This is a genomic window from Afipia massiliensis (assembly GCF_014203115.1).
Taxonomy (GTDB): Bacteria; Pseudomonadota; Alphaproteobacteria; order Rhizobiales; family Xanthobacteraceae; genus Afipia; species Afipia massiliensis.
This window is the reverse complement of sequence record NZ_JACHIJ010000008.1, coordinates 196,811-209,064: the sequence shown is the minus strand read 5'-3', so window position 1 is coordinate 209,064 and position 12,254 is coordinate 196,811. Positions and strand designations below refer to the sequence as shown.

The following is a 12,254-nucleotide window of genomic DNA, read 5'->3' as shown; positions in this document are numbered from 1 at the left end:
AAGGGGCGGAACTCGCGTCCCGCCCCCGCCAAACTCAGGTTATGTCAGCTGAATCTCAGTTGGAGAGCGGCTTCAGCACCGCCGACCACTTGGTGATTTCACTATCGACCAGCTTCTTCAGCGACTCCGGCGTGCGCTCGGCAGGCTTTGGAATCACGCTGCCGAGGTCGAGCAGCCGCTTGCGGACGCCTTCGTCATCCAGCGCCTTCACCAGCGCGGCGTTCAGCTTGGCCACGATCGGAGCCGGAGTACCCTTCGGCGCGAAGATTGCGTTCCAGGCCTGCGCCTGGAATTCGGGCAGACCTGCCTCCGCGGTGGTGGGAACGTCCGGCAGCGAGGGGTTACGCTCCGGCGTCGCCACGGCGTAAGCCTTGATGGTGCCGCCCTTGACCTGCGGCACGGCGTTGACGATCTGGTCGCACATATAGTCGACCTGGCCGCCGACCAGCGCGTTCATGGCCGGGCCGGTGCCGTTGAACGGAACGCCGGTCGGATTGATCTTGAGCACCGAATTCAACAACTCACACGATGAATAGGATACCGAGCCGACGCCCGCGTGAGCAGCATTCAGCTTGTCGGTGTTCGCCTTCACGTAGGTGACGAACTCCTTGAGATCCTTCGGCGCGAAATCCTTGCGCGCGAGGATCAGGATCGGCGTGCCGGCGATCAGACCAACGGCCTCGAAATCCTTGGAAGGATGATAGGCGAGTTTCGGATACAGCGGCACGGACGCGGCGTGGGTGCCCATGTGGCCGGTGATGAGGGTGTAGCCATCGGGCGCGGCCTTCGAGGCGCGCGTCGATGCCGTGGTGCCGCCGGCGCCGACCACGTTTTCGATGATGATCGACTGGCCGAGCGTCTGCTGCATGTGACCGGTTACAATGCGGGCGATGACGTCGGTTGGTCCGCCGGCCGCGAACGGCACGATCATGGTGATGTTGCGCGTCGGATAGTCTTGCGCCTGAGCCGGCCCGATGGCCGCGCCGACAGCAGCAAGGGCAGCGATCCCGCAGGACGCCAGCATGCGCTTGAGCAGATTCATGACGGTTCTCCCAGATAAAAAACTCTTCAATTCCGAACGGGTTATTCCGTCCAGCAGTGTCAGCATGACCGGGTCAGCCAAGTCTATCCGACTTGCGGCGAGACCCGGGACAGCACGGCGCGGCGCAACGCCGCACCGCGTCTCCTAGTTCTCGGACTCGACGAAGACCTCGTCGCGTTTCTTGCGAAGCGATGGCAACAGCGCAAGGATCAGCAGGATTGCAGCAATTGCCATCAGAGTCGCGGACAGCGGCCGGGTCAGGAAGACCGTCCAGTCGCCGCGCGAGATCAACAACGCGCGGCGGAGGTTTTCTTCCATCAGCGGGCCAAGCACCATGCCGAGCAGCATCGGAGCCGGCTCGAAATCGTGCTTCACCAGCCAGTAGCCGACAAGACCGAAAGCGGCGGTCATGACCACGTCCATCGGCGCATTGTTGACCGAATAGATGCCGATGCAGCAGAAGATGACGATGCAGGGAAACAGCAGCCTGTAAGGCACCCGCAGCAGCCGCACCCAGATGCCGACCATCGGCAGGTTGATGATCAGCAGCATCAGGTTGCCGAGCCACATCGAGGCAATCATGCCCCAGACGAGTTCGGGCTGCTTCTGCATCACCTGCGGGCCAGGAACGATGCCGTGAATGGTCATCGCGCCGACCATCAGCGCCATCACGGCGTTGGGCGGAATGCCGAGCGTGAGCAGCGGAATGAACGAGGTCTGCGCCGCGGCGTTGTTGGCGCTTTCAGGCGCAGCCACGCCTTCTATGGCGCCGCGGCCGAAGCGCTCGGGGTGCTTCGATATCTTTTTCTCGAACGTGTAGGCGGCGAATGACGCGATCACCGCGCCGCCCCCGGGCAGGATGCCGAGGATCGATCCCAGCGTCGTGCCGCGCAGGATGGCAGGAGCGGAGTCCTTCAGATCCTTCTTGGTCGGCATCAGTCCGGAAATCTTCTGCTGCACCAGGCTGCGTTCCATCGACGAGCCAGGATCGAGATTTCGGATAATCTCGGCGAAGCCGAACAGACCCATCGCCACAGTGGCAAAGCCCAGTCCGTCGGCGAGTTCGGGAACGTTGAACGACATGCGCGATGCGCCGGTCTCGATGTCGGAACCGACCATCGAGAGCAGCACGCCGAAGGCGATCATCGCGATCGCCTTGAGCACCGAGCCCTTCGCCAGAACGACTGCGAAGATCAGGCCGAGCACCATCAACGAGAAATATTCGGCAGGGCCGAACGCCAGCGCGAGCTTGGTCAGCGGCGCCCCCAGCAACGCGATCAGGACGGTTGCAACACAGCCCGCGAAGAACGAGCCGATGGCGGCAATCGCCAGCGCCGGACCGGCGCGGCCCTGTTTGGCCATCTGGAAGCCGTCGAGCGCGGTGACCACCGAGCCCGCTTCGCCGGGAATGTTGACCAGGATCGACGTGGTCGAACCGCCGTACTGCGCACCGTAGTAGATGCCGGCCAGCATGATGAGTGCACCGACGGGCGGCAAGCCAAACGTGATTGGCAGCAGCATGGCAACGGTCGCGATGGTGCCGATGCCGGGCAGCACGCCGACCAGCGTGCCTACCAGCGCGCCAACGAGGCAGAGACCGAGATTGACGGGCGAGAACGCGACACTGAAGCCGAGCGCGAGATTTGCAAAAATATCCATGAGGCCCTCAGCGCAGAACGCGTGGGAAAAGATCGAGCGGCAGCCCGAGCGCATAGGGGAACAGGAGCGCGCAACCGATCGTCAGGAATATCCCAACGATGAGGGTCTCCTTCCACTTCGTCTCATCGCTTCCCATCGCGGCAATCATGAAGCATATGAACGACGTCACGATCAGACCGAGCGGGCGTATCGCGACAGAGAAGACCAGGATCGCCGCAGTCACGAAAACTGGACCGCGAATGCCGTAACGTTGCAGCGGCGGTCCCTCGGCAAGAAACCCGGTGAGGGCAACGCCGGCGCCGAGCGCCAGAAGAAGAAATGCAAACATGCGCGGCGCGGTGCCCGGACCGAACGAGAATCCTCGCATGCCTTGAAGATCGCTGGACGCCCACAGAGCGAACAGCGCAATCGCCATCAGGGCCAAGCCGCCGTAAAAATCCTGTGGTCCCTTGATAAGCCCGCGCACGGGTTTTTCCGCAGCGCGATCTGGCGCTTCACTCATCGTCGTCCCCCTCTGTCGTCGCGGGCTTAGCCCGGTCTGCTCTTGTTTGCAGAGGTGCCTCCGCGCCCCATTGCTTAACTATTTTCGTCAGACGACGCCAGCAAAACCGAGAATGCCGCCCACAATCAAAATCCATAGCGGGTTGAGCCGGGTCGCCAGTGCAAGTGCTGCTGCGCCGACAATAAGAACCACTGCGACCCACGTACCGCCGGTCGTTATCGTGAGAATGAAACCACTGGCGGACATCAGCCCGATGGAAATCGGAACCAGCGCCGCCTGCAGGACCTCGGGCCAGATCGACTGGTTCGAGCGGTCAGCACATTGCTGACGAAATAGGCAAGGACGGCCGATGGACCACACATGGCGAATGTCGCCACCAGCGCACCTGCGACGTGATAACCGATCAGTGTCACGATCAGCACGTTTGGTCCCGGCGACAATTGTGCAATAGCGAACATATCCGCGAACTGCGCATCCGACATCCAATGCCGAACCTCGACGGCGCCGCGATGCATTTCAGGAATCGTTGAGTTTGCTCCCCCGATGGCGAGCAGCGACATCAGACCGAAGGTCCACGCCATGGTGAGCAGCGTGCCCGTCGGCGTATTCACAATGCACCCCTTCTTCGTAGAATGAACGCCACCACAACGCTGAGTGGAATCGCAATCAGCAGGACCGGCACCAGCGGCAACCGCAGCAATCCGATCGCGACGAACACCGCGGCTAACAGCGCAAGCGCGACCGGATCTCGCCGTTTCAACAGCGGCATCATCATGCATGCGATGACCGCGAGGAACAGCCCGACGGCGGCGCAGGACACACCCGCCAGCGTCCGCTGCAGTGCAGGAATTTCGCCGTATCGCGCATAGATCGCCGCCAGCACGGTGACGATCACCACTGGAGGCCCGACCAGACCCAGAAAGGCCGCGATGCTTCCCGGGATGCCGCGGAAGCGTGCGCCGAACACCACCGACAGGTTAACGATGTTGGGACCGGGTAAGAAATGACAGAGCGCGAAGGCTTCGTTGAATTCCTCCGGCGTCATCCAGTGATGCTGATCGACGATGGCGCGCCGCCCACACCAGCACGCCGCCGAACCCCGCAAGCGACATCTTGGCGAACGCCACGAACAGTTCAACCAGCCCCGGACGCTCCGGCGCGGCGGTTTCAGGGCGCCGGGGAATCGCTGAAGCGCTGTCAGGAGGCATGACCCGATTTAGAATGGAGCCCGACAGAGACCAACCGATTTTCCAGTGCAGCACGCATGTGCTGGGCGCGAATCGGGACATTCCCCACCGAAAAGCCCGCACAGAGCCCTGCGCGAGGCGGAAAACCGACCTTTTGCCATGAGAATTTACCCCTATATCTAGGGGTGCCGGTTCGCCGGCTATGGAAATAAATGGCCGTCGTAACAAGTCACTCGGACCCGGGGGAGCACCCGGCGCCTCCACCAAAGCCAGGATTTCTGCCACCAGTTGGCGGATTTTGGTGGGGGCGAACAGGATCGACGAGGCGTAAAGGGCTCGCTTTTTCTCGGTATGGTTCCGCCGTTATCGGGCTATCCAATAGTTGCAAGCGACAACTATGCTCCGGTTGCTCAGGCTGCGTAACGCAGTTTGAAAAACCAGGTCTAAAGCCACTAGATCTAAAGCCTGGCGGATTAAGCCCCTCTAGGCGGGGTTCGGAGGCATCTGGCAACAGAAGCCTCCACTTTACTTTCACTGGACTGCATTGAATTTGTCAGTCGCATGCGTTGCGGCCCGAGAGAATATCTGCGATCTGCGCTGTGCGGATGCTGACCTGCGGGCCATGACCGGATAGCATGGATCAAACTGCGAGTCGGAACGTTCGAGTCTGGTCACTTCGCAAACTCGAATTTCGGCTGTCCACCTTTTACAGGACCACATGATGGCGACGACGACCGATCACATACGTTACGATGTCCTCGCGCGCGATGCGCTGCGCGGCGTGCTGAAGCATGTGCTCGCGGATGCCGCCGAGCATGGCCTTCCCGGCGAGCATCATTTTTACATCACGTTCGTGTCCAAGGCCGAAGGCGTGAAAATCTCCCCGCGCCTGCTATCGCAATATCCGCAGGAAATGACCGTCATCCTCCAGCATCAGTTCTGGGATCTGGTCGTCACTGATGACCGCTTCGAGGTCGGACTGTCGTTCAACGGGATTCCCGAACGTCTCGTGATTCCGTTCAGCGCGATCAAGAGCTTCTTTGACCCATCGGTGCAGTTCGGCCTGCAGTTCGAGCCGGTCGATGAACCTGCCGCAGCGGCCGAGACGCCTACGGAAACGCTGCCGGTCGCGGCTGCGCCGGAAGCTCCTCCTGCTGAAGCCAGCGACGAGCCCGTCAAGCAGGGCGAAGGCGCCGAAGTCGTGCGGCTCGATCGCTTCCGCAAGAAGTAATCCGCCGAAGGGCCTCCCCTACCTCTCATCATCATCTCGAAGCTTTCTAAGCTTCAACGCGCGTTTTCTCGCAGCGGGAGAGCGTGCCGCGGTTGCGTGCATCCGCTGTGAAGTCCTAAACTTCGGTGTCCCCACAAAGCACCGGAAATCACCATGGCCGCCTCGAAAACGACAACGCGCACCGAAACCGATACGTTCGGACCGATCGAAGTGCCGGCGGATCGCTACTGGGGCGCGCAGACCGAACGCTCGAAGCACAACTTCAAGATCGGCGTTGAACGCATGCCGACGCCGATCGTTCGCGCGCTGGCCATCGTCAAGCTGGCATCGGCGCAGACCAATCTCGAACTTGGCCTGCTCGATCAGCGCCGCGCCCGCGCCATCGTGCGCGCAGCGCGCGAAGTGATCGACGGCAAGCTCGACGATCATTTCCCGCTGGTGGTCTGGCAGACCGGCTCGGGCACGCAGTCGAACATGAACCTCAACGAGGTGATCGCCAACCGCGCCAGCGAACTGCTCGGCGGCGAGCCCGGCACCAAGAAGCCGGTGCATCCAAACGATCACGTCAACATGAGCCAGTCGTCCAACGACTCGTTTCCGACCGCGATGCATATCGCTGCCGCCGAGCGCATCGCCAACGACCTGCTGCCTGCGCTGACCATTCTGCTGAAGGCGCTGCGGCAGAAAGAGAAGGCGTTCGCGAAAATCGTCAAGATCGGCCGCACCCATACACAGGACGCGACGCCGTTGACGCTCGGCCAGGAATTCTCCGGTTACGCCGCGCAGGTCGAGAGCGGCATCGCGCGGGTGCGTGCTGTCGCGAAGGATCTCTATCCGCTGGCGCAGGGCGGCACCGCGGTCGGCACCGGCCTGAATTCCAAGCCGCGATTTGCCAAGCTGTTCGCCAAACAGGTCGCCTCGCTCACCAAGCTGCCGTTCACCAGCGCGCCGAACAAATTCGAGGCGCTGGCGTCGAACGACGCTTATGTCTTCGTGCATGGCGCGATCAATTCCGTCGCGACCGGACTGTTCAAGATCGCCAATGATATCCGCCTGCTCGGCTCAGGTCCCCGCTCCGGTCTCGGCGAATTGATCCTGCCGGAAAACGAGCCTGGCTCGTCGATCATGCCCGGCAAGGTCAATCCGACCCAGTGCGAAGCGATGACGATGGTGTGCTGCCAGATCTTCGGGAATCACACCGCGATCACCGTCGCCGGTAGCCAGGGCCATTTCGAGCTCAACGTCTACAAGCCGGTGCTGGCGCACTGCATGCTGCAATCAATCCAGTTGATGGCTGACGCTGCGCGTTCGCTTACCGAACACTGCATCGTCGGCATTCGCGCCGACGAAAAACGAATCGACGAGTTGATGCGGCGCTCGCTGATGCTTGTGACGGCGCTGGCACCGAAGATCGGTTACGACAATGCCGCGAAGGTCGCAAAAACTGCTCACGCGCGCGGCACGACATTAAAGGAAGAGGCAGTACGTCTCGGCCTGGTGTCCGCCGCCGAATTCGATCGGCTTGTGAAGCCGGAGAAAATGACTCATCCCGGCTAGAGCAAGTCGTTTGCCGCTTAGAGCAAAGCGTTTGCGCACATTAACTCGTTGTAACGTTCGGACATGAACTCGTTGTAACTTTCGGACATGTCGTCGCACCGCCTAAAGTCCTAGGCCTATTGGCTACCATCCGCGGTGCAACGCATGGTAGCTTTTCACATCTGCCGCGCTGCATCAGCGCATCGAGAACGAATAATATTTTGAAACGGACTCGCATGAGCAACTCGCTCTGACGAGTCCCCAACAGGACAAAACGAAGCCGGCGTTATCGCGTGCCGCATCACTCGTTGAGAATTGTCCTATCAATAAGGAGGGGTCATGGGCGATCTGGTCAACCTGAAGCAGGTCAAGAAACGCATCGCGCGCGAAGACGCGGCGAAGCAGTCAGAGACCAATCGCGCTCGCTTCGGCCGCACCAAGAACGAACGCAGCCGCGACGAACTCCAGGAAAAGCGCGCCAGCGACGTCCTCGATCAGCACCACCTTGATGATCGGACGCCAGCATGAAGTCGCCTGTCGTCAAACGATCGATCGTCGTCGCCGGCCACAAAACCAGCGTCAGCCTCGAGGAAGCCTTCTGGAATGGCATGAAGGAAATCGCATCGGTGAGAAGCCTCACCTTGTCCGAACTGGTGGGCGAGATCGATGGCGGCCGCCAGCAGGGCAATTTGTCCTCCGCGATTCGGCTGTTCGTGCTGGACTACTTCCGCTCCCGCGCGACACCGACGGCCGGAAACGGCAGCAGCCGGCTGCAGGCGGAAGGTCCTCATCCGTAATTTTCCGCATCGGACAGTTACGATCCTGACTCCGTCATAGGTTTTCGCACGAATACCGCCGGGTGCTGATTTCAGTTACTATGTACCCGTGTCTCGAAACGCATACCGTTTCGAGACCGGCTGCGGGGGCGGCTGTATCCTGATCCGTGCAGTCCGATCAGACATCGTGCCAATGTGTCAGCCTCATCATCGGCGAGACCGTGTCTCGCCGCGCGCGGTCGCTTGGCAAAATGGGGGACCCTTCGATGCAGAACGACACCATCGTGCAGAGTATGGACCGGACGGATGGCGGCCTCGTGCGTAGCGTGAAGGAATTCGCAGTGGTCAAGCGGTCCGTTGTCGTCGGCGGTCACAAGACCAGCGTCAGCCTCGAAGACGCCTTCTGGACCAGCCTGAAGGACATTGCGACACGCCGCGGCCTGCCGCTCTCGACCCAGATCGACGCTATCGACCGCACGCGCAAGACCGCCAACCTGTCGTCCGCGATCAGGCTGTTCGTGCTGGATCACTTTCGCACCCGCGCCGTCACGTCGATGTTTATCGGTGAACGGCAGCCATCGCCGAGCATCGTGCCCGGCTAGAACGTTCCTGCCGGCGCGGCGGGCCGCTGCTTCTGCATCCGCATAACGCCGGGCGCCGGCTTGATGTCGATCGGCGGCGGCAACGGCTGCACCACCGTGCTGCCGCTCGGCGGACTTGACGACGGACTTGGCGATGGACTTGGGGGCGGGCTCACCGCAACAGGCGCGCGTGGCGCGACGGCGGCGCCTGCCGGTGCCGCCTTCGCTCCCGAGCTCTTTCGCCGCGGATCACGAATGGGAATCCTCACTTCCGATGACGGAATGGGCTCGGCAGCCGGCAATTCCTCATCCCACAGTTCATCCGTCTCCGATTCCGGCGCAACGCCGCGCTCGAGCTGATCGAGCCGCCGGGTCTCACGATCGATCGCGCGCATTCCGAGCCACGACGACAACGCCGCGACGTCAACCGCACGCGCCATCCCATCGGGCGAGCCGTTCAGGTCGACACGAATTTCGGGACGGCCGTTGATCGGCCGGGTGGTTACGGGCGACATCACGGCACGCAGGTCGGCCTGATCTGCCAGCAGGTCATAACCTCCCGCAATCGCAACGCGCGCGCGCCTGGCGTCGAGCGTCGCCGCCTCCACCCGCAACCGTCCGTCCTTGATACTGAACGGAATCTGCGCCGACGGTACCGTCAGCGTGCCGCTGGCCAGGACAGGCTCAACGATGTCCTTCAGCTTGATATCGTCGGTCGCCTGCCCGCCGTCGCTGGCGCGTAATGCTACTTCGAAGGCCCGCGGATCGAGCCCCGCGATACGTGCCTCCGTCAGCGTCAGCGTACCGGCGCCCGAGAGCGCGCCGGTCAATCCGGCGGCGCTGCGGCCCTGCCCTGCGAGCGTCATTTGCAGCGCAACCTTGCCGCCGGGCATCGTCAGGCTGCGATAGCGAAGCGCCGCGCCATCGACGCCGGAGAGTTGGACACGAGCGTTGAAAGACGTGCCTTGATTAGGCCCTTGCGCGGTTTGCCGCGCATCGAGATCGATCGCCGCTTCGCCGCCGCCAATGCCGGCCTTGAAATTCTCAAGCGTCAGCGACTGGCCGTCGCCCTTGATAGCCCCGCTGACCGGACGCAACTCTGTGCCGCCCGGCAAGACTCCGCTCAGCGCCTGAAACGCCAGCTTGCCGCGCCAGCCGCGCAACCAACCCCGGTCGAGCGGCGACGATGCATCATGACCCGCGGCTCCAAAGGCCAGACCCGTCACAACCGCAAGATCGAGGGTGTCGAGTCCGATCTCACCATCGACGCCGGTCTCATCGCCACGCGTCAGCACCAGCCGTCCGCGCAGCCGCGATCCCCCCACCATTGTGTCGAGATCATCGAAGGTGAAGATGTTGCCCGCCACGCCGAGGCGCGAGGACAGGGCGATCGACGGCATGCTCGCCGGTTTCAGACCGAACAATGCCGCGAGATCGGCGCGGCGCACCGCAACCGTCAGCGCCGCCGTCGGTTGATCCGCCCACGGATTGCCTGTGCCCTGGATATCGCCATCGATCCCGATGCCGGTCAGCTTGGCTTTCAGTTGCAGCGGCGACCCCCAGATGCCGGTTGCCGACGACTCGAATTGCGCGGGGCCGTCACCCGCGGACACGATGCGGTCGAGGCCCACCGCCTGCACGATGCTTGCCGTGTTGTTCGCAGTCAGTTTCGTTTCGATATTGAATTCGCTTCCGCCCAGCGCGGCGAGATCAACCCCGCGCGCGATATCGATGTTCGGCGCCGCCGTCAGCGTGATCGCGCCTTTGACCTGCGGGGCATCGATGTCAAGCACCGCGCGGGCATTGGTGCGGCCGGTGCGATCCTTCGCCCTGGCAAAATCGGCTTTCAGTTGCATGCGCGCAGCACCGGGCAACGATCCCAGCGCAGTCAATCGCTCAGCGGCAATGGGTGCAAACGGCGCAATGAAGCCGCCGATTTGCGCGAGCGACGGCGCTGCGGCATCCAGTGCGAGCTTGCCGTTGCCATCGATGCGGTCGAACGATCCAGCACCGCTGATTGAACGATCGCTGTTGGCGTCACCGATCTGAATCCGGTCAAGTGCGATGGTCCTTGGTCCATAACTCAGAGTGGCGGCAACCGGACGCACCTCCTGTCCTGCGACGAGGGCACGTCCGGCATCAAGCGAGATTTGCGCCTCGTCCGGCCATACAGATTGCGGTCCGGCCAGCATGCCGGCGAGTGACGACATCGCATCGACATCGAGGCTGGCAGCCTTCAGCGCCGCTTCCAGCCGCGTCTTGCCGTCGGCGATCGTCAACAGCGCAAGGCGGCCTTCGATTTCGCCGCCGTTGACCTCGGCTTTCATGCCGTCGATTCCAATGCGATCCGCCGCAACGGTTGCACCGCCGCGCAGCCGCAGCGGCTTCTGATTGCGGTACGTGGCATCGGTGCGTCCCTGCAGCCACGCCGCCAGCACATCCGGATCAGAGGACTCGATATTGACCGGCCCGATGAAGCGGGCCGACGGTCCGGGCTCGGAGATCATGCCGCTTGCCGCAACCCGCGTCGCACCGGGCGCGCGCATCTCGAATTTTCCGATAGTCCAGGACTTGTCGTCCCCGCGCAGTTCAGCGGCGACGTTCTGAAGCGGACGCCCGCCCAGCGCGATCTGGTCCGAACTCAATTCGATCTGAGCCGGAAGTGGTAACGCTGGCAGCGACGTCACCAGCGTGCGCAGTGCAGGGAGCAGCCGCAACGGCTCCATGTTCGTGGTGCCTCTGGCCAGCAGCCGGTCGGCATCGAGCTGCCGCGCCGACAGCGCGAGACGCAGCAATGGCGACGCACCGAAACGGATATCGCCGCCGCCGGTCAGCCGTAGTGCGTTGTCGTCGGGGCCATACGCCGCTTCGACTTGTTCAAACGCCGCGGATGACGGATTGGCCTTCACCCGCGATGACAGCTTCCATGTCTGCCCGGACTCGGTGGATTTTACATCCGCCGGCCGCGCCAACGTCAACGCGCCCTCGAATTTCGGCACTGTATTGTCGAACGTCAGCGTACCGTCGAGATCGGCCAGCAGCGGACGTTCGCCCGGCTCGGCGGTGAAGTGCACGCGCGTCCCCTTGCCGTCATTGCTTTGACCCGACGAGATGCGGAACGGCGTTCGTGCTCCGAGCAGTGTGAACGAGCCCTCTCCGCGCATGCTACTGGCAAGCGCGCGCACGTCGCCGCTGAATTTGAGATCATCAATCCGCAGCGTCGCACCGCTCGACGCATCATGCAGCGCAATCCGTCCCGCGACATTCATGCGGTCGATGGCGAGCGACCCGAGATTGAACCGGCCGGCGGTGGAAGGCCACTGGAAACGGCCCTGACGGTCGAGGCCGAGATCAAGCGCGAAACCGTCCAGCGACAATTCGGTGGCGCGCCATTCGCCCCGCATCAGCGCGCCGAGGTCGAATTCAACGTCCAGCTTACCGGCGCGAATCTTGGCCGGATCGTTGTCGCTGCCCACCGCAACATCACGCAGCCGCAGCGTCGGCGTCGGCAGCAGCAACGCGTCGAGCTTGCCGGTGACCCGCACCGGCGTCCCGATGACGCGGGAGGCCTCCGCCTCGAACTGCGGGCGAAACTGGTTCCAGTCAACGAAATACGGCCCGACCAGCGCTGCGAGCAGCGCAAGGATGAGAGCAATGGCCAGTCCGAGCAGCGTGGTCTGCAAGGTCTTTCCTCTGTGGGATCGGCCGCTCTTGTGACGGCAGCAGCGTCATATCGCACA

General features: G+C 62.6%; 9 protein-coding genes, 1 other RNA gene and 2 pseudogenes. 6 read left to right on the top strand and 6 right to left on the bottom strand.

Annotated features, from left to right (window positions below):
- Nucleotides 1-55: 55 nt before the first annotated feature.
- The 5 genes and pseudogenes from HNQ36_RS23565 to HNQ36_RS23545 form a co-directional block, all read right to left on the bottom strand.
- Complete coding sequence (locus HNQ36_RS23565; protein ID WP_184089709.1) at nucleotides 56-1,042, bottom strand: tripartite tricarboxylate transporter substrate binding protein BugD; 987 nt, start codon at nucleotides 1,040-1,042, stop codon at nucleotides 56-58.
- A 144-nt stretch (nucleotides 1,043-1,186) separates the two neighbouring features.
- Nucleotides 1,187-2,701 carry a tripartite tricarboxylate transporter permease gene (locus HNQ36_RS23560; protein WP_184089706.1) on the bottom strand — a complete coding sequence of 505 codons (1,515 nt, stop codon included), beginning with the start codon at nucleotides 2,699-2,701 and terminating at the stop codon, nucleotides 1,187-1,189.
- Nucleotides 2,702-2,708: 7 nt separating this feature from the next.
- On the bottom strand, nucleotides 2,709-3,203 hold the full coding sequence (locus HNQ36_RS23555) for a tripartite tricarboxylate transporter TctB family protein (protein WP_184089704.1): 495 nt from the start codon (nucleotides 3,201-3,203) through the stop codon (nucleotides 2,709-2,711).
- 87 nt (nucleotides 3,204-3,290) lie between these two features.
- Nucleotides 3,291-3,784 (bottom strand): annotated as a pseudogene (locus HNQ36_RS23550) (chromate transporter).
- A gap of 26 nt (nucleotides 3,785-3,810) precedes the next feature.
- A pseudogene (locus HNQ36_RS23545) lies at nucleotides 3,811-4,411 on the bottom strand (chromate transporter).
- A 127-nt stretch (nucleotides 4,412-4,538) separates the two neighbouring features.
- Here HNQ36_RS23545 and ssrA point away from each other — a divergent pair.
- The 6 genes from ssrA to HNQ36_RS23515 all read left to right on the top strand — a co-directional run bounded on the left by ssrA (nucleotide 4,539) and on the right by HNQ36_RS23515 (nucleotide 8,535).
- Nucleotides 4,539-4,915, top strand: a transfer-messenger RNA (tmRNA) gene (ssrA, locus tag HNQ36_RS23540).
- 193 nt (nucleotides 4,916-5,108) lie between these two features.
- Nucleotides 5,109-5,621 (top strand): SspB family protein, encoded by a 513-nt coding sequence (locus tag HNQ36_RS23535; protein WP_184089702.1) that lies wholly within the window; start codon nucleotides 5,109-5,111, stop codon nucleotides 5,619-5,621.
- A gap of 153 nt (nucleotides 5,622-5,774) precedes the next feature.
- The gene (gene fumC, locus HNQ36_RS23530) at nucleotides 5,775-7,178 is read left to right on the top strand and encodes a class II fumarate hydratase (protein ID WP_184089699.1); all 1,404 of its coding nucleotides are present in this window, start codon (nucleotides 5,775-5,777) and stop codon (nucleotides 7,176-7,178) included.
- Nucleotides 7,179-7,496: 318 nt separating this feature from the next.
- Nucleotides 7,497-7,685 (top strand): DUF4169 family protein, encoded by a 189-nt coding sequence (locus HNQ36_RS23525; protein ID WP_184089696.1) that lies wholly within the window; start codon nucleotides 7,497-7,499, stop codon nucleotides 7,683-7,685.
- Nucleotides 7,682-7,954, top strand: coding sequence for a ribbon-helix-helix domain-containing protein (locus tag HNQ36_RS23520; RefSeq protein WP_046827263.1), 273 nt, complete (start codon nucleotides 7,682-7,684; stop codon nucleotides 7,952-7,954). Before HNQ36_RS23525 ends, HNQ36_RS23520 begins: the two co-directional genes overlap by 4 nt.
- 245 nt (nucleotides 7,955-8,199) lie before the next feature.
- Nucleotides 8,200-8,535 (top strand): ribbon-helix-helix domain-containing protein, encoded by a 336-nt coding sequence (locus HNQ36_RS23515; RefSeq protein ID WP_184089693.1) that lies wholly within the window; start codon nucleotides 8,200-8,202, stop codon nucleotides 8,533-8,535.
- On the opposite strand, the gene HNQ36_RS23510 is transcribed toward HNQ36_RS23515, so the two are convergent.
- Nucleotides 8,532-12,197, bottom strand: coding sequence for an AsmA family protein (locus HNQ36_RS23510; RefSeq protein WP_184089690.1), 3,666 nt, complete (start codon nucleotides 12,195-12,197; stop codon nucleotides 8,532-8,534). The two genes, HNQ36_RS23515 and HNQ36_RS23510, sit on opposite strands and share 4 nt — an antisense overlap.
- Nucleotides 12,198-12,254 lie beyond the last annotated feature (57 nt).

Excerpts from the sequence above, each read along its gene's own strand:
- HNQ36_RS23565 (WP_184089709.1), bottom strand. The coding sequence starts at position 1,042 with ATGAATCTGCTCAAGCGCATGCTGGCGTCCTGCGGGATCGCTGCCCTT.
- HNQ36_RS23560 (WP_184089706.1), bottom strand. The coding sequence starts at position 2,701 with ATGGATATTTTTGCAAATCTCGCGCTCGGCTTCAGTGTCGCGTTCTCG.
- HNQ36_RS23555 (WP_184089704.1), bottom strand. The coding sequence starts at position 3,203 with ATGAGTGAAGCGCCAGATCGCGCTGCGGAAAAACCCGTGCGCGGGCTT.
- HNQ36_RS23535 (WP_184089702.1), top strand. The coding sequence starts at position 5,109 with ATGATGGCGACGACGACCGATCACATACGTTACGATGTCCTCGCGCGC.
- fumC (WP_184089699.1), top strand. The coding sequence starts at position 5,775 with ATGGCCGCCTCGAAAACGACAACGCGCACCGAAACCGATACGTTCGGA.
- HNQ36_RS23525 (WP_184089696.1), top strand. The coding sequence starts at position 7,497 with ATGGGCGATCTGGTCAACCTGAAGCAGGTCAAGAAACGCATCGCGCGC.
- HNQ36_RS23520 (WP_046827263.1), top strand. The coding sequence starts at position 7,682 with ATGAAGTCGCCTGTCGTCAAACGATCGATCGTCGTCGCCGGCCACAAA.
- HNQ36_RS23515 (WP_184089693.1), top strand. The coding sequence starts at position 8,200 with ATGCAGAACGACACCATCGTGCAGAGTATGGACCGGACGGATGGCGGC.